We start from the raw sequence: 17656 nt of genomic DNA, 5'->3' as shown, positions 1-17656 counted from the left end.
CCCTGGCGGAGGTCTTTCGATCCAATCAGGCCGGCGCCAAATCCATGGCGCGCACCGCCCGCGCGATGAACCCGCCGCCCAGAACGCGCTCGGGATCGGCCGGATCGTAGAGCACGCAGGCCTGGCCGGGAGCGACGCCTTCCTCGGTCCCGTCGAAGGCCACGGCGACCTCGCCGTCCAGCAGGGTCAGGCGGCCGGGGACCGGCTCGCGGGTCGAGCGGACGCGGGCCAGGACCGGCTGGCCCTCGGCGGCGGCCGTGTCCAGGTCGTCCTGCCCGCCCAGCCAGCTGCCTTCCTTGAGGGTCAGGGCGGCGGTCAGCAGAGCCTCGCGCGGGCCGACGACGACCTGGCGCTTGTCGGCGTCGATGCGGACCACGAACAGCGGATCGCCCACGGCGACGTTCAGGCCCCGGCGCTGGCCGATCGTGTAGCGGGTCACGCCCTCGTGGCGGCCCAGCACGCGGCCGTCCAGGTGCACGATATCGCCGGGCTCCGCGCCTTGCGGGCGGATGCGGTCGATCACCGTCGTGTACTTGCCTTCCGGCACGAAGCAGATGTCCTGGCTGTCGGGCTTGTCGGCGATGGAGAGGCCGAGGCCCGCCGCGACGGCGCGCACGGTCGGCTTGTCCATGCCGCCCAGAGGGAAGCGCAGGAAGTCGAGCTGCTCGCGCGTGGTGGCGAACAGGAAGTAGCTCTGGTCCTTGGCCGGGTCGGCGGCGCGGCGCAGCTGCGGCCGGTTGGCGCCCGCCGGCATCCCGCGCTGGACGTAGTGGCCGGTGGCCATGGCCTCGGCGCCGAGGTCGCGGGCGACGTCCAAGAGGTCGCGGAACTTGACCGTCTGGTTGCAGCGCACGCAGGGGATCGGCGTCTCCCCGCGCAGATAGGCGTCGGCGAAGTCCTCGATGACCTGTTCGCGGAAGCGGCTTTCGTAGTCGAGGACGTAGTGCGGTATGCCGATCCGCTCGGCGGCCATGCGGGCGTCCAGGATGTCCTGGCCGGCGCAGCAAGCGCCCTTGCGCGAGATCGCCGCCCCGTGGTCGTAGAGCTGCAGGGTGACGCCCACCACGTCGTAGCCGGCGCGGGCCAGCAGGGCGGCGGTGACGGTGGAGTCCACGCCGCCGGACATGGCCGCGACGATCCGCGTTCCTTCCGGCAGGCCGACGGCCGCGCGCGCCTGCTCGACCGCCCGCGCGATCAGGGCGTCGGGGTCTTGCGAGGCGGCGGAGGTCGAGGCGTCGGCGGTCATCGCCGCCATATAGCGGCTGAGGAGCGGGTTTGCGAGTTCGCGCCCCTCCCTGTGACGTCGAGGGCGCCTACTTCAGCACGTTCAGCAGCGAGGAGGCCTGCAGGCTGCTGAACACCTGGGCCGAGGCCTGGACGGCCAGCTGGGCGGACTGCAGGCGGGTGATGGCGCTGGCCATGTCGACGTCGGTGATGCCGCCGACCATCGAGGTCAGGGTGTCGGCCTGGTTCGAGAGGTCCGTCTGGGCGCTCTCGAAGCGCTTCTGGGTGACGCCGTTCTGGCCCTGGATGTTGACGACCCCGTTGTAGGCGGTGTCGAAGGTCGACAGGGTGCTCTTCAGGAACTGGGTCTGGGCGTCGGTCAGGTTGCCGGTGAACGGGCCGTTGGCGTCGACATAGGCCTGGATCGACTTGAAGGCGTCGAACACGCCGGTCCCCAGCTTGTCGCCCAGGATGCCGGTATTGGCGTTGGTCTGCTCGTCGATCCGGGCGGTGGCGACATACTGGTCGTTGTTGAACAGCGAGGCCGTCGGCGGCCCGGCGGTCAGGTCGGCCATGGTCGAGGCCGAGGTCGTGGGCGTGTCGGTCTTGGCGCCCGAGAACACATAGAGCCCGTTCGACTTGGTGTTCAGCCCCTGGACCACGTCGCTGAAGCTGGACTGGAGCTGCTGCATCAGGGTCGTGGCGTTGCCGGCGGCCAAGGCGTTGGCGACGGCGTCGCGGGCGCTCTTGGTGGAGTCGGCGACCTTGCCGATGCCGCTGTCCTGGGTGGCCAGCCTGTTGGTCACCTGCTTGTTCTGGTCGATCAGGCCCTCGATGCGGGCCTGCGTGCCGCGCATGGCGGTCAGCATCTCCGCGTCCTTGGAGTAGCCCTTCAGGTCCGTGGCGACCTTCTGGCTCGAGACCTCCTGACCAGCCGTGTTCTGGTTGATCTGAGCCTTCATCAGGTTCGAGGTCATGATGTTGTAGTTCTGGATCGTCGAGACGCGGGTCATGGCTTATCTCAGGATGCCGGTCAGGGTGTCGAACATGTCCTTGGTCGCCTGGATCAGGCGGGCCGAGGCGTTGAAAGCCTGCTGATAGGTGGTGAGGTTGATCAGTTCCTCGTCGAGGTTGACGCCTTCCTCCGACTGTCTCTGGCTCTGCACCTCGCTGCTCACCGCATCGGCGGCGTCCTTGCGGCTGGAGGCGTTGGCCGACTGCCGGGCCACCGATCCCGCGAATTGCGAGGAATAGCGCGAGACGGTCATGGTGGCCGCCGAGGCGTCGCCCGCCGCCGAGAAGTCGAGCGTGGTTTCGCCGGCCTTGGCCAGCGCCAGCGCCCCGCGCCCGTCACCGACCGCCAGGGCCGCGCTGCCGCCGACCGTCTGGGTGGTGTCCAGCTTGGCGAAGGGTATCAGGGCCGGGTTCTGCTCCATCGCCGTGTTCACATAGAACTTCGACCCGCGGGTGCTGCGTTCGGCGGGACCGATCCCGAAGAGCTGGCTGGCCGACGGGCCGCCCGTTCCCCGCTCGGTGGTGTCGGCCACGACCGACATCGTCACCGGCGAGGTGGTGTTGGAGACGAAGCTGATCTGGCCCTTGGCGTTCAGATTGAACTGACCGTACATCCCAACGCCGGTGGCGCGGGAGTTCAGCGCGTCCATCATGTCCTGCATCGTGCCGCCGACGGGCATGTCGACATTGACGTCGCGAATGCGTCCGCCGTCCGAATCCGTCAGGCGAATGGTCATCGTGCCCGTGAAGCCGTTGAGGTCGGTGGGCTGAAGGCCTGTCTCATAGGGCGAATATCCGTCGGTGCGGATGATGTCGTTCAGGCCGAAATACTGGCTGAACCCCTTGCCGATCTTGCTGGACGGGGTGGTCGGATCGTCGGCCACCGCCACGCCCAGGCCGCCATTTCCCGACAGCGACAGGGCGCCGCTTGAGAACCCAGCGGAGCCCTGGCCGCCGAGGGCGGTGTTCAGCTGGGCAATGAAGTTGGCCGGGGTGAAGGTCGGGCCCGCCGCGCCGTTGACCGTCATCGTGCCGGCGTCGAAGTCGACGTCGACGCGGCGCTGGATGACGCCGCTGCTGTCGGTCAGGGCGATCGTGGTCTTGCCCGTGAAGCCGCTGAGCGCCGATTGCGCGTCGAGGCCGGTGTTTCGGCCGGTCAGGACGCTCGGGGCCGGGACAGCCGAGGCGGCGTTGGAGGCCTTGTTGATCGCCTCGGCCGCGCGCGAGGTGAATTCGCCCAGCTGGTCCGACAGATTGGGCAGGTCGGCGTTGCGCAGATCCATCAGGCCCTTGATCTCGCCGCTCGAGATGTTCAGGGGCGTGGGGTTCACCGACCCGGTGGCCAGCTGCACGGTCAGATAACTGTTGGCGGTGGCCGAGGTTTGGTAGGTGATCTTCGCCGCGCCGTCGCCGGCCAGGTTCAGGCCCTCGGTCGAGCGCAGGATGACGCCGCCCGCCGCGCGGGGGCTGACCTGGACGTTCATCAGCTTGGAGAGCTGGTCGATCAGACCGCTCTGGACGTTTTCGGCCCCGGTGGAGTCGGCTCCGGCGACCTTGGCCCGCGTGATATCGCTGTTGAGGCCGTCGATCTGGCTCAAGAGGTCGTTCACCTGGTCGACGTCCGCCGAGACCCGGGTGTCGGCGTCCTTGCCCAGCTTGGAGATCGACGAGGTGATGCGGCTGGATTCGCTCAGGAACGTGTCGACGTTGGACAGGGCCTGGCCGCGGAGCAGCATCGACGACGGCGTGTCCTGAGCGGCCGAGAAGGCCGAGAACACGTTGTCCAGCGTCGTGAAGAAGCTGCTGTCGCTGCTGGGGTCGCCGAATAGCTGCTGGGCGCTGTTCAGCGTGTCGGCCTTGGCCGCCGCCGCGCCGCTGTCGGAGCTGGCGTTCAGCGAGGCCGACTGCAGGAAGCGATCGGTGGCGCGCTTGATGGCGTCGATGCTGACGCCGACGCCCATGCCGTTGGAGATCAGGTTCGACTGGCTGATCGTCTTGCGGACGTAGCCGGCCGTGTTGACGTTGGCGATATTGTCCGACGTGACGCGCAGACCGGTCTGCGCGGCCATCATGCCGGACGTCGCCGTGCTCATGATCGCGCTCAGCGACATGCGGATGCTCCCTTAGACGCGCGCATCGCCCATTCGCGCCCGGCAAACCGCGCAACACGCGGCGCGCCCTTGCCCGGCGAAACTTGCCGGGTCGGGGAGGGGATCAGTCCCCCGATATATGCCAAGCCACTGAAATTCATGGCGATTTGTTCCGGGTGTCGGATATTCGACGAGGAACCATGCGCAAGGAGGGCGCCAACCGAACCCGCGACGCGCCGACGCGGCAAGCCAGGCCCTTCGACGGCGACGCCACCCGGCAAAAAGCGCCACACGGACCAATATTTTTCTTCGTAAACGGGGAATTAAAATCAATTGAATCAGTGTCTTGGTTCGATTTTGGGAGTTGGCCCGACCGTTGCGTAGGGGAACGCCGCACAAAGGCGCGTCCGTCATGGAGCGCCGCCGGAACCGAGCCCGACTGCGAATGACCGCGATCGCCGCACCCCCCGCCGCCCTGCCGCCCGCCCCGACTCCGGTGGCGAGCGTCAAGTCGCCCAGCGACGGCTTCGATACGCTGCTGGCCACGGTCGGCGCCAATCACGACGACAGCGCGCCGCCGCCCCGGGCTCCGGCGCCCTCGCGGGCCGATGCGAACGATGACACCCGCGACTCGAGACCGTCGGACGCGGCCCCCCGCTCGGACTCGAGGAGTGATACGCGCGCCGCCGATCGGGCTTCCGATCGCGCCGACGCGGCCCGCGACGCCAGGAGCGACGCGGCCGCCGACGCCAAGGCCTCGGACAAGGCCTCGGACGCCAAGGACGCCCGCGCCGACGCCGTCCATGATCGAAAGGCGACCCAGGACGCCCAGGGCAAGAACGCCGAAGCCAAGGACGCCAAGGCCAGCGCCGCCGATGACGCGTCCGCCCAGAAGGCCAGCCAGGACGCGGCCGTCGACGGCAAGGACGCCGCGGCCCAGGCCGCCGCCGCCCTGATCGCCGCCATGCAGGTTCCGGCTCAGGTCCCGACCCAGACCGCGCCGCTGGCCGCCGCCGGCGAGGCCAAACCCACGACCGACGGCAAGGCGGCCGACGCGGCCACGGCCTTCGCCGCCGTGATCGACGCCGCCGCCAAGCCGGCGGTCGCTCAGGTCCAGCCGCAAACCCAGCAAGCCGCGCTGGCCGTCGCTCCAGAGGCGACCCAGACCGCGCTGGTCAATGCGCCGACCGGTCAAGCGGCGGACGCCGCCGCCCTTGACGCCCTGGCCAAGCTGGCGGGCCAGGCCGCCGCGACTCCGGCGTCGGCGGCCGACCTGGCCGCGGCTCAGGCCGTCGCGACGCAGGCCCAACAAGCCGCGACGCCGTCCCAGGCGGCCGCGTCTCCGACCAAGACGGCGCAGGGTCCGGCCGCCGCTCCGGTCAAGACCGCGCCGACCGCGCCCGCCCCGACGACCGCGCCGGCGGCGATCGACGTCGCCGTCCAGGCCGCCGCCACCGAAACCGTCCCGGCCGGGACCGCCGACGCGACCACGACCACGGCCGCGATCGAGACCGCGACGCCGGACGCCGCCCAGGCCGCCGTGAAGGCCGCCCCGACCTCGACGACCAAGACCGCCCAGCCCGCCGTCGCCCAACCGGCCCAGGCCCAGACCAAGGCCGCCGACGCCGTCGCGGTCGAGACGGCCGCCGCCGTCACCGCCGTCGCCACCGGCAAGGGCCAGACGACGGTCGAGGGCAAGGCCGCTGACAACGCCGCCGTCGCCTCGATCGACGCCCCGACGGCCGCCGCCGCTCAAGCGGCGCCGACCGTCGACACGAACGTCTTCGCGGCTCCGATCCAGACCGCGCCGCAGACCCAGGCGACCGCCGCGGCCGCCGCGCCCGCCGAGGTCCGGGGCTCGCCCGAGACCGTGGCCGCCCTGTCGGCCGAGATCGTCAAGAAGGCCGACGCCAAGACCACCCGCTTCGACGTCGCCCTGACCCCCGAGGGTCTGGGCAAGGTCAATGTTCGGATCGAGATCGGCCGCGACGGCGCCTTGACCGCGTCGATGCAGTTCGACACCGCCCACGCCGCCCAGGAGCTGAAGGGCAAGTCGTCGGAGCTGCGCCAAGCCCTGTCCGACGCCGGCTTCAACGTGCCCGACAACGGCCTGTCGTTCGACGTCTCCAGTCAGAACGGCGGCCAGGGCTCCAACCCGTTCCTGGCCTTCAACGGCTGGAACGACCAAGGGCGCGGCGGCTTCAGCGGCCGGGCCTTCCAGGCCGCCATGAACGCCGACGACGACATCGCCATCACCCCCGCCGACCTTTTGCCGGGTCTCAAGACGGCCGCCGAGGGCGGTCTGGACATTCGGATCTAGGAGCCCGCGCATGACCGCCGCCATCAACTCGCAGAACACGCAGTCGGTTCTCGACAAGATCAACAACTCGCGCACGTCGCTGGCCAACAACGAGCAGACGTTCCTGAGCCTGCTGACGACCCAGCTGAAGAACCAGGATCCGCTTCAGCCGACCGACACGAACCAGATGACCCAGCAGATCACCTCGATGACCGGGGTGGAGCAGCAGCTGGTCACCAACGATCTGCTGGCCGCGCTGGTCGGCATGAACACGGGCACGGGCCTGTCCGAGGGCGTCGGCATGATGGGCAAGATCGTGACCGCCACGACCGACACCTCGACCCTCCAGAATGGTTCGGCCACCTTCTCGTGGACCCAGCCGGGCGCGTCGACCTCGCTGCAGGTCGATATCAAGAACGCCGCCGGCAAGGTGGTCCGCACGCTGACGCCGGACGACCAGAAGAGCGGCAATCACACCATCACCTGGGACGGCAAGGACGACAGCGGCGCCCAGCTGCCCGACGGCGGCGTCTACACGATCGCCGTCACGGCGAAGGGCGGCGACGGCAAGGACATCAAGGCCACCAACGTCAAGGGCCGCACCACTGGCCTCGTCAGCGCCATCGACAACTCCACCGGCAATCCGATGGTCATCATCGATGGGGTCTCGATCCCCGTCGACAACGTCATCGGCGTTTCCAACACCGCCGCCAATTCCAACAACAGTCAGTCGAACGCCCAAGCCGCCTGACGCCCCCATCGACCGGGCGTCAGAACGACGCCGACGCGGTCCCCGGAAGACGATCTTCCCCCGGACCCAAACGCAAACAGCGCTGAGCCCCCGCACCCCTTTTAGAGCAGGACTTCAGTCATGAGCATCAACAGCGCCATGCTCGCCGGCGTTTCCGGTCTGATCGCCAATTCCTCGGCCCTGGCCGCGATCTCGGACAACATCGCCAACGTCAACACGGTCGGCTACAAGCGCTCGACCGCCAACTTCTCCACCCTGGTCACCTCGGGGAACAAGAACCAATCCTACAGCGCCGGCGGCGTGAAGGCCCAGACGCACCAGTTCATCAGCCAGCAGGGTCTGACTCAGTCGACGACCTCGAACCTGGACCTGTCGATCTCGGGCGCGGGCTTCTTCGTCACCACGGAAAAGCCGGAAAACCTGACGGCCACCGACACGCGGTCCTTCACCCGCGCCGGTTCATTCCAGCTGGACAATCTCGGCTACCTGAAGAACGACGCCGGCCTCTACCTGCAAGGCTGGCTCGCCGACCCGGTCACGGGCGTCATCACGCCCGACCCCTCCGACCTCACTCAGCTGTCGTCGATCAACGTCGGCACCGTCGGCGGCACCGCCGAACAGACAACCCGCGTCGGGGTCAACGCCAACCTGCGTTCCGAACAGCCGGTCGCGGCCGCCGTCTCCTACAAGGTCGGCACCGCCGGATCGCCGTCGAAGACCGGCGTGGCGGATTCGGGCGGCGGCACCCATAGCTATGACGTCGTCTACAGCTCCACCGGCGTGGCCAACCCGGCCGCGTCCGGCAACAACGAATATCAGGTCGACATCAAGGAGAACGGCGTCGTCGTGGCCACCGGCATCGTCGGCTACAACGCCACGACCGGGGCGCTGGCGACCTCGACGCTGAAGCCCAAGGCCGCGGCCGCCGCCTCCGGCTCGCTGACCACGGTCAACATCGATACCGGCACGCCGCCCAAGACCGTCAACCTCTCGGCCCTGGGCATCGTCGGCGGCGCGACCGACGACGCCGACGCCAAGGCCGGCAAGCTTTACGATCCGGCCACCAACTCGATGGCGGATTACGCGCTCGACAACACCAAGGGCGTCAAGCCGGACTTCGAAATCCAGCTGCCGCTGTCCGACTCCAAGGGCGGCCAGCGCACCGTGACCCTGTCGATGTTGAAGGGCCCGGGCCCCAACCAATGGTACGCCGAACTGCGCGCCAAGCCGGGCGACCTGGCCAACAACGCCAACGGCCTGATCAATTCGGGCATCGTGACCTTCACCACCGACGGCAAGCTGCAGAGCACCGGCAACCTGTTCGGCGGCACCAACCCGACCGCCATCACGATCCAGGCCTCGGGCACCGCGCCCGCGACGCCGCCGGCCGTGACCCCCCCGACCTGGGCCGACGGTCTGGGCATCGACACGCAATCCGTCCAGATCGACCTGGCCAGCGCCGCGGGCGGCCTGACCCAGTACAACAGCCAGTCGGTCGTCCAGTCGGTGAACACCAACGGCACGGCCTTCGGCAACCTGACCAGCATCTCGGTCGACGAGCAGGGCTACGTCTCGGCGATCTTCGATAACGGCGTCACCCGCCGGATCGCCCAGGTCGCCGTCGCCACCTTCTCGAACCCGAACGGACTCAAGGCGGTCAACGGCAATGCTTATCGGGTCACCAACGAAAGCGGCACCTATAGCCTCAAGGCTCCGAGCACCGGCGGGGCCGGCGCGCTGGCGCCCTCGACCCTGGAAGCTTCCACCGTCGATCTGTCTACTGAATTCACGGGGCTGATCACCACTCAGCGCGCCTACTCGGCGTCGTCGAAGATCATCACGACCGCCGATCAAATGCTCGAAGAACTGTTGAATATTAAGCGCTGATCATAGCGATTAACGATCTTTAATTCTTGTGTTTCACATCGAGACACTTGTGAGTGCTGGGGATCCATCTTGTTTAGGCCTTTCTTTACTATTGGAATTAAGCCGCTGTTATTAGGCGGCGCCTATAGTGGCCTTCAACAGTGATGGTTGTGGGAAAGGCGTAAAGCCATGTTGCAGCAGCAGCGCACGAACAGCCGGGGTGAAAAGTACGTCATCGGTCCGACCGGTGCGCCTCTGACTCTCTCCGACTTGCCGCCGCCGGAAACCCAGCGTTGGGTGATCCGTCGCAAGGCCGAGGTCGTCGCCGCCGTCCGCGGGGGTCTGCTCTCGCTGGATGAGGCGTGCGATCGTTACAAGCTGACCAACGAGGAGTTCCTCGCCTGGCAGCAATCGATCGAGCGCCACGGGATGGCGGGTCTGCGCACGACGCGGATCCAGCAGTACCGCTAGACGGGCGATCTATGCGCGGGCTTGCCGATCTGGCCGCCCGCGTCCGCTCGAAAAATGTCCTGAAGGCCTCGCGCCTGACGGGTTGAAATCGTTCAGCGGCCGCGTCCGAAAGGGGGCGGCCGCGACGTTTTGGCGCCGCCGCTGACCGCGCTGGCCGCCGAATATAAACGCCTCGTTTACCTTGCACTGGGTAAATCCTGCCTACCGCCGGGCGCTTCTGGTTTGCGCGACGGTCGCCTTCAGGGGCGTTGGGATCAAGGGTGAGGCTTCGTGGAAAGCTTTCTGGGGTCGATCAGGCAGTTTGGCGTCGGGCGTCTGGCCGCGATGCTGGGCGTCGGCGCGGGCGTCGTCGCCGTGCTGGTGGCCCTGGTCATGTTCATGGGCAAGGAGCCCAATGAACTGCTCTATTCCAACCTCGACCTGAAGGAAGCCTCGCAGGTCACCCAGGCCCTGGCTCAGGCCGGCATCAAGTACGAGACCAAGGGCGACGGCTCGACGATCATGGTGCCGCGCGACAAGGTCGCCAGCGCCCGCCTGATGGTCGCCGGCAAGGGCTTGGTCAGCTCCGGCTCCATCGGCTACGAAATCTTCGACAGCAACAACGCGCTGGGCCAGACCGACTTCGTCCAGCAGCTGAACCGCCAGCGCGCCCTGCAGGGCGAGCTGGAGCGCACCATCAAGGCCATGCAGGGAGTCAACGCGGTCCGCGTCCATCTGGTGCTGCCCAAGCGCCAGCTGTTCGAGGCGGACGCCGAACAGCCTTCCGCCGCCGTCACCATCGGCGTCGGCGGCCGCGAGCCGGCGACGGACATGGTGCGCGCGATCCAGAACCTCGTCGCCTCCTCGGTTCCGAACCTGAAGCCCGAGAAGGTCACGGTCATCGACCAGCACGGCAAGACCCTGTCGGCGCCGTCGGATGACAGCCTGGCCGGCAAGGAAGCCCAGGACCGCAAGGCCGAGGTCGAGCAGCGCATCGCCAAGACCGTCAAGGACATGGTCGAAGGCGTGCTGGGCCCGGGCAAGGCGCGCGTCAACGTCACCGCCGACATCAATCTGGATCGCGTCACGACCCAGGAAGAAAAGTTCGATCCGGACGGCCAGGTGGTTCGCTCGGAAAGCACCAACGAGAATTCGTCGTCGGAGACCAAGAACGACGACAGCGGCGGCGCGACCGCCACGTCGAACGTGCCCGGGCAGAACGCCAGCAACGGCTTCCAGCAATTGGGCTCCAAGTCGGGCGCCAACGAGAGCGTCACCAACTACGAGATCTCCAAGTCGGTGAAGACCACCGTGCAGGAGCCGGGCACCGTCAAGAAGGTGGCCGTGGCCGTGGCCATCGACGGCGTGACCGCGCCGGCCGGCAAGGATGGCAAGCCGGGCGCCTACACCCCGCGCACGCCCCAGGAGATCCAGCAGATCGAGGATCTGGTGAAGACGGCCGTGGGTTACGACGCCACGCGCGGCGATCAGGTCAAGGTCACCAACATCAAGTTCCCGACGCCCGAGGAACAGGGTCTGGAGAAGGCGGGCCTGCTGGCGGGCTTCGACAAGAACGACATCATGCGCTTCGCCGAGCTGGGCGTGCTGGGCGTCGTGGCGCTGCTGATCCTGCTGTTCGCGGTTCGCCCGTTCATCAAGAACCTGTCGGAGCCGGCGCCGGGCCAGATCGCCCTGGCGGGGCCGAGCGGTCAGCCGGTGACCCGCGTGATCACTCTTTCCGACGGCACCCAGCAGCAGGTCGTGGTCGACCAGTCGGGCGAGCCGATCGCCATCGCCGGCCCGGTCCCCAGCAGCGAGATCGACTCGCGCATCGATATCGCCAAGATCGAGGGTCAGGTTAAGGCCTCGTCGATCAAGCGCGTGTCGGAATTTGTCGACAAGCATCCGGATGAATCGGTCGCGATCCTCCGTAACTGGCTGCACGAGTCGAACTGATGGCCATGAAAGTCGCCGTCACCGACCTGAAGAATCTCTCGGGACCCGAAAAGGCCGCGATCGTTCTGCTCGCGCTCGGCGAAGAGCACACGCGGATCTGGGAATCCCTGGACGACGAGGAGATCAAGGAAGTCTCCCAGGCCATGGCGGGCCTTGGGACGGTGTCGGCCTCGGTCGTCGAGGAGCTGCTGGTCGAATTCGTCTCGGGCATGAGCTCGACGGGCGCGATCATGGGCTCGTATGAGCAGACCCAGCGCCTGCTGGCCTCGTTCATGCCGCCCGAGAAGGTCGACGCCCTGATGGAGGAGATCCGCGGTCCGGCGGGTCGCACCATGTGGGACAAGCTCGGCAACGTGAACGAGGCCGTGCTCGCCAACTATCTGAAGAACGAATACCCGCAGACCGTCGCGGTGGTCCTGTCGAAGGTGAAGAGCGATCACGCCGCCCGCGTGCTGGCCTGCCTGCCGGAAGACTTCGCCCTGGAATGCGTGACGCGGATGCTGCGCATGGAGCCGGTTCAGCGCGAGATTCTCGACAAGATCGAGATGACCCTGCGCACCGAGTTCATGTCGAACCTGGCGCGCACCTCCAAGCGCGACAGCCACGAGATGATGGCCGAGATCTTCAACAACTTCGATCGCCAGACGGAAGCGCGCTTCATCGCCGCCCTGGAAGAGCGCAACCGCGAGGCCGCCGAACGCATCCGGGCCCTGATGTTCGTGTTCGAGGACCTGTCGAAGCTGGATCCGGGCGGCATCCAGACCCTGCTGCGCGGCACGCCGAAGGAGCAGCTGGCCCTGGCCCTGAAGGGCGCCTCGGACAAGCTGCGCGACATGTTCATGTCCAACATGTCCGAACGCGCGGCCAAGATCATGCGCGAGGACATGGAAAGCATGGGCCCCGTGCGCCTGAAGGACGTCGACGCGGCTCAGGTCGCGATGGTCCAGGTCGCCAAGGACCTGGCCGCGAAGGGCGAGATCATGCTGGCTGGCAGCAGCGGCGACGACGAGCTGATCTACTGAGGCGGATGGAAAGATGGACACGCCCCACCGCAAATTCGGCTTCGACACGGTCTTCGACGATCGCGGCGGCGTGGCCTACGCTCCGCCTCGGGTGAAGAAGAACTTCACCGCCGAGGACGTCGAGGCGGCCCGCGCCGAGGGCTACCAGCAGGGCGAGCGCTCGGCGGTGGTCCAGGCCGAGCGCGAGGCCGCCCAGGCCCTGGCGGACGTCGCCCATGCCGTCCAGCAGGCCTTCAGCGCCCTGTCGGCCGTGGCCCATGAACACCGCGAGGGCTCGGCTCAGCTGGCCCTGGCCTGCGCGCGCAAGATCGCCGACGCGGCTCTGCGCCATTTTCCCGAGGCCCCGATCGTGGCGGCCCTGGAGAGCCTGGCTCGCGAGGTCGAGGCCCAGCCGCGCATCTTCGTTCGCGTTTCTCCGGAGCTGGAGGAACGCACCCAGCAGGCGCTGGAGAACGTCGCGACGCAGATCGGCTATCAGGGCCAGATCGTGGCGCGCGCCGACGGCGCCATGGCGCCCGCGGCCTTCACTTTCGACTGGGGCGACGGCCGCGCGGCCTTCGATCCCCAGGGCGCCGCGGAACGCGTCGCCGAAGCGCTGGAGGCGGCGATCGCCGCCGAAGGCCTCCACGCCGAACCCATGTTTTCCTAGCGAAGGCTGATCCCCATGGCCGAAGACAACCTGACCCTCGACGAATTCGGCGGCGCGATGCTGGCCTCCGAAATGCCCGTCGAGCTGACCGAAAAGACCGCCTCGGACCTGGCGCCGGTCTTCGACGTGCCGGTCAATATCTCGGCCGTGCTGGGGCGCGCCCACATGTCGGTGGCGCAGCTGCTGCAGCTGGGCCAGGGCTCGATCCTGGAGCTGGACCGCAAGGTCGGCGAGGCGATCGACATCTACGTCAACAACCGCCTGGTCGCCCGGGGCGAGGTCGTCGTCGTCGACGAGCGCCTGGGCGTGACCATGACGGAAATCATCAAGGACGGCGACCAGGGCTGACGCCCGGTGGTCGTTCGAGAGGGAGAGTAAGAGATGCGGCTTCTGGTCGTCGGAAAACTGAACGGGCAGCTCTCGGTCGCCGTGAAGATGGCGATGAACGCGGGCGCGAAGGTCTCGCACGTCGAAACGACGGAGCAGGCGACCAACGCGCTGCGGGCGGGGCAGGGCGCCGACCTCCTGATGGTCGACTACACGCTCGACATCGCCGGGATGATCGCCGCCAACGAGGCCGAACGGATGCGGGTGCCGGTGGTGGCCTGCGGCGTCGACGCCGATCCGATGCGCGCGGCCGCCGCGATCAAGGCCGGCGCCAAGGAGTTCATCCCGCTGCCGCCGGACGCCGAGCTGATCGCCGCCGTGCTGGCCGCCGTCACCGACGACGACAAGCCGATGGTCGTCCGCGACCCGGCCATGGAGTCGGTCATCAAGCTGGCCGACCAGGTGGCGCCGTCCGAGGCCTCGATCCTGATCACCGGGGAAAGCGGTTCGGGTAAGGAGGTGATGGCCCGCTACGTCCACGCCAAGTCGCGTCGGGCCAAGGCGCCGTTCATCAGCGTCAACTGCGCCGCCATCCCCGAAAACCTGCTGGAAAGCGAACTGTTCGGCCACGAGAAGGGCGCCTTCACCGGCGCCCTGGCCCGTCGCGTCGGCAAGTTCGAGGAAGCCGACGGCGGCACCCTGCTGCTGGACGAAATCAGCGAAATGGACGTGCGCCTGCAGGCCAAACTGCTGCGCGCCATCCAGGAACGCGAGATCGACCGCGTCGGCGGCTCCAAGCCCGTCAAGGTCAATATCCGCATCCTGGCCACCAGCAACCGCGACCTGGCCCAGGCCGTGAAGGACGGGACGTTCCGCGAAGACCTGCTCTATCGCCTGAACGTCGTGAACCTGCGCCTGCCGCCGCTGCGCGAACGTCCCGCCGACGTGATCAGCCTGTGCGAGTTCTTCGTGAAGAAGTACTCGGCCGCCAACGGCATTCCGGAAAAGCCGATCTCGGCCGAGGCCAAGCGCCGCCTGATCGCCCACCGCTGGCCGGGCAACGTCCGCGAACTGGAAAACGCCATGCACCGCGCGGTGCTGCTGTCGACCGGCGCGGAGATCGAGGAGTTCGCCATCCGTCTGCCCGACGGCCAGCAGATGGCGCCGGCCCCCGACGCCCAGGTCGCGCGCGGCGCCCAGATGGCCGCCGACGCCGTCTCCCGCGCCTTCGTGGGCTCGACGGTGGCCGAGGTCGAGCAGAAGCTGATCATCGACACCCTGGAGCACTGCCTGGGCAACCGCACCCACGCGGCCAACATCCTGGGCATCTCGATCCGCACCCTGCGCAACAAGCTCAAGGAATATTCGGACGCCGGCGTGCCGGTCCCGCCGCCGCAGGGCGGGGTGGGCGCCGCCGCCTAGCGACGGGACATCGCGCCGCCGCGACCATCGGTCCGGCGCCGCGTCGCGCTAATTTTGGTTAACGAGATGGCGGTCGACCGCAAATCGCTTCAAGCGCTGGTCTAGCCTTCCATCCACCGTTCAAGGTTTCGCATGGCTGACGCCGCCGCCTCGACCGCCAGTTCCCTGCCCAGCCCCAAGTCGCTGGTCAACGGGATCCTGCGCGGCGAAATGGGCCTGGCCCTGGGCGTCGTCGGCATCATCGTGCTGCTGATCCTGCCGGTGCCGTCCATCCTGCTGGACCTGCTGCTGGCCGTCTCGCTGACCGGCGCCGTGCTGATCCTGATGACGGCGGTGCTGATCAAGAAGCCGCTGGAGTTCACGTCCTTTCCGACCGTGCTGCTGGTCGCGACGCTCTATCGCCTCGGCCTCAACATCGCCTCGACCCGCCTGATCCTGGGTCACGGCCAAGAGGGCACGGGGGGCGCGGGCGCCGTCATCGAGGCCTTCGGCCATCTGATGATGCAGGGCAACTTCGTCATCGGCGTGATCGTCTTCATCATCCTGGTGGTGGTGAACTTCATGGTCGTCACCAAGGGTTCGGGCCGGATCGCCGAAGTGGCCGCCCGCTTCACCCTGGACTCGATGCCCGGCAAGCAGATGGCGATCGACGCCGACCTGTCGACGGGCCTGATCGACCAGGAAGGGGCCAAGATCCGCCGCAAGGAGCTGGAGCAGGAAAGCACGTTCTTCGGGGCCATGGACGGCGCCAGCAAGTTCGTGAAGGGCGACGCGATCGCCGGCCTGATCATCACCGGCATCAACATCGTCGGCGGCATCGTCATCGGCGTGGCCCAGCACCACCTGCCGATCGGCCAGGCGGCCTCGACCTACACCATCATGACCATCGGCGACGGCCTGGTCAGCCAGATTCCGGCCCTGATCATCTCGATCGCCGCCGGCATGGTCGTCTCCAAGGCCGGCGTCGAGGGCTCGGCCGACAAGGCCCTGGTCACCCAGCTGGCCATGAACCCGGTGGGCCTGGGCATGGTCTCGGCCTCGTCCGGCGTCATCGCCCTGATCCCGGGGATGCCGATCATCCCGTTCGCCGCCGTGGCCCTGGCCGCTGGGGCCCTGGCCTACAAGCGCGTGCAGGACGCCAAGAAGCCCAAGCCGATCGACCCGGCGTCGCTCGAGGCGGCGGCCCCGGCCGAGCCCGAGGAAGAGCCGATCAGCGCCTCCCTGGCCATCGACGACGTCAAGATCGAGCTGGGCTATGGCCTCTTGACCCTGATCAACGACCTGGACGGGCGCAAGCTGACCGACCAGATCCGCGCGCTGCGCAAGACCCTGGCCAGCGAGTTCGGCTTTGTGATGCCGCCGGTCCGCATCCTCGACAACATGCGCCTGGCCAACCAGGGCTACGCCATCCGGATCAAGGAGATGGAGGCCGGCGCCGGCGAGGTGCGGCTGGGGATGCTGATGTGCATGGACCCGCGCGGCGGCCAGGTCGAACTGCCCGGCGAGCACGTGCGCGAGCCGGCGTTCGGCCTGCCGGCCACGTGGATCGCCGACGACCTGCGCGAGGAGGCCACCTTCCGGGGCTACACGGTCGTCGATCCGGCCACGGTGCTGACCACGCACCTGACCGAGATCCTCAAGGAGAACATGGCCGACCTCCTGTCCTACGCCGAGGTGCAGAAGCTCCTGAAGGAGCTGCCCGAGGCGCAGAAGAAGCTGGTCGACGACCTGATCCCGGGCACGGCCACCGCCACCACGGTGCAGCGCGTGCTGCAATCGCTGCTGCGCGAACGGGTCTCGATCCGCGACCTGCCGCAGATCCTGGAAGGCATCGGCGAGGCCGCGCCGCATACGGCCTCGGTCACCCAGCTGGTCGAGCAGGTTCGCGCCCGCCTGGCCCGCCAGCTGTGCTGGGCCAATCGCGGCGACGACGGCGCCCTGCCGATCATCACCCTGTCGGCCGACTGGGAGCAGGCCTTCGCCGAGGCGCTGATCGGCCCCGGCGACGACAAGCAGCTGGCCTTGCCGCCCTCGCGCCTGCAGGACTTCATCCGCGGCGTCCGCGACGCCTTCGAACGCGCCGCCCTGGCCGGCGAGGCCGCCGTGCTGCTGACCAGCCCCGGCATCCGCCCCTATGTCCGCTCGATTATCGAACGCTTCCGCGGCCAGACCGTGGTGATGAGCCAGAACGAGATCCACCCCCGCGCGCGGCTGAAGACGGTGGGGATGGTGTAGGGGCGGGGTTAGGTGAACGCTCGGTGATCGGCGCGTCGCTTCACCCCAATCTGACGTTTCCCATAAGCCGACCTCCCCGGCGAACGCCGGGGCCCAGATTCATCAAGAGCGGCTGGGGATGATGCGACATCGCTCCGAGCTCAAGAGTTGGGCTCTCATGGGTTCGACCTGGATCCCGGCATTCGCCGGGAAGATCGGGCTTCTGGATTTAGGCTGGAGACTGGGGGCGACCCTAGTCGGACGCCAACCGGATTCCCTCTCTCATGGAGAGAGGGAGGGGCCCACGCCGCAGGCGTGGGAGGGTGAGAGGGTAGAAAACTCGCCAGACAGGGCAGAGAAGAGAAAGGCGAC

13 protein-coding genes and 1 pseudogene are annotated in these 17656 nt (G+C 67.9%); 10 read left to right on the top strand and 4 right to left on the bottom strand.

Annotated features, from left to right (window positions below):
* Nucleotides 1-25: 25 nt before the first annotated feature.
* From mnmA to flgK, 3 genes are all read right to left on the bottom strand, one after another.
* Complete coding sequence (gene mnmA / locus OR37_RS14620) at nucleotides 26-1246, bottom strand: tRNA 2-thiouridine(34) synthase MnmA (RefSeq protein WP_004621450.1); 1221 nt, start codon at nucleotides 1244-1246, stop codon at nucleotides 26-28.
* A gap of 67 nt (nucleotides 1247-1313) precedes the next feature.
* Nucleotides 1314-2237, bottom strand: a complete 924-nt coding sequence (locus OR37_RS14615; protein WP_004621448.1) for a flagellin — start codon at nucleotides 2235-2237, stop codon at nucleotides 1314-1316.
* Nucleotides 2238-2240: 3 nt separating this feature from the next.
* Complete coding sequence (gene flgK / locus OR37_RS14610; RefSeq protein ID WP_004621446.1) at nucleotides 2241-4349, bottom strand: flagellar hook-associated protein FlgK; 2109 nt, start codon at nucleotides 4347-4349, stop codon at nucleotides 2241-2243.
* A 424-nt stretch (nucleotides 4350-4773) separates the two neighbouring features.
* On the opposite strand from flgK, the gene OR37_RS21995 reads away from it, so the two are divergent.
* The 10 genes from OR37_RS21995 (at nucleotide 4774) to flhA (ending at nucleotide 17305) form a co-directional block, all read left to right on the top strand.
* The gene (locus OR37_RS21995) at nucleotides 4774-6648 is read left to right on the top strand and encodes a flagellar hook-length control protein FliK (protein ID WP_035017471.1); all 1875 of its coding nucleotides are present in this window, start codon (nucleotides 4774-4776) and stop codon (nucleotides 6646-6648) included.
* A gap of 10 nt (nucleotides 6649-6658) precedes the next feature.
* Nucleotides 6659-7378, top strand: coding sequence for a flagellar hook assembly protein FlgD (locus OR37_RS14600; protein WP_004621442.1), 720 nt, complete (start codon nucleotides 6659-6661; stop codon nucleotides 7376-7378).
* 120 nt (nucleotides 7379-7498) lie between these two features.
* Nucleotides 7499-9265 carry a flagellar hook protein FlgE gene (gene flgE, locus OR37_RS14595; protein ID WP_004621441.1) on the top strand — a complete coding sequence of 589 codons (1767 nt, stop codon included), beginning with the start codon at nucleotides 7499-7501 and terminating at the stop codon, nucleotides 9263-9265.
* A 168-nt stretch (nucleotides 9266-9433) separates the two neighbouring features.
* Nucleotides 9434-9715, top strand: coding sequence for a CtrA inhibitor SciP (gene sciP / locus OR37_RS14590; protein WP_004621438.1), 282 nt, complete (start codon nucleotides 9434-9436; stop codon nucleotides 9713-9715).
* 270 nt (nucleotides 9716-9985) lie between these two features.
* Entirely contained in the window at nucleotides 9986-11650 is a 1665-nt protein-coding gene (gene fliF / locus OR37_RS14585; protein ID WP_004621436.1) for a flagellar basal-body MS-ring/collar protein FliF, read from the top strand.
* Nucleotides 11650-12672, top strand: coding sequence for a flagellar motor switch protein FliG (fliG, locus tag OR37_RS14580; protein ID WP_004621434.1), 1023 nt, complete (start codon nucleotides 11650-11652; stop codon nucleotides 12670-12672). The genes fliF and fliG overlap by 1 nt, the downstream gene beginning before the upstream one ends.
* Nucleotides 12673-12685: 13 nt before the next feature.
* On the top strand, nucleotides 12686-13321 hold the full coding sequence (locus OR37_RS14575) for a FliH/SctL family protein (RefSeq protein WP_004621431.1): 636 nt from the start codon (nucleotides 12686-12688) through the stop codon (nucleotides 13319-13321).
* A 15-nt stretch (nucleotides 13322-13336) separates the two neighbouring features.
* Entirely contained in the window at nucleotides 13337-13669 is a 333-nt protein-coding gene (gene fliN, locus OR37_RS14570) for a flagellar motor switch protein FliN (protein ID WP_004621428.1), read from the top strand.
* 33 nt (nucleotides 13670-13702) lie between these two features.
* Nucleotides 13703-15070 (top strand): sigma-54-dependent transcriptional regulator FlbD, encoded by a 1368-nt coding sequence (gene flbD / locus OR37_RS14565; RefSeq protein WP_004621427.1) that lies wholly within the window; start codon nucleotides 13703-13705, stop codon nucleotides 15068-15070.
* A 132-nt stretch (nucleotides 15071-15202) separates the two neighbouring features.
* Nucleotides 15203-17305 (top strand): flagellar biosynthesis protein FlhA, encoded by a 2103-nt coding sequence (flhA, locus tag OR37_RS14560; RefSeq protein ID WP_004621423.1) that lies wholly within the window; start codon nucleotides 15203-15205, stop codon nucleotides 17303-17305.
* A 68-nt stretch (nucleotides 17306-17373) separates the two neighbouring features.
* Here the strand turns inward: flhA and OR37_RS22425 are convergent.
* Nucleotides 17374-17508, bottom strand: a pseudogene (locus OR37_RS22425) (hypothetical protein); the annotation flags it as partial.
* Nucleotides 17509-17656: the final 148 nt, after the last annotated feature.

It is taken from the genome of Caulobacter vibrioides OR37, assembly GCF_000372645.1.
Taxonomy (GTDB): domain Bacteria; phylum Pseudomonadota; class Alphaproteobacteria; order Caulobacterales; family Caulobacteraceae; genus Caulobacter; species Caulobacter vibrioides_E.
Note: the sequence above shows the minus strand (reverse complement) of the source record. Positions and strands in the feature narration are given on the sequence as shown.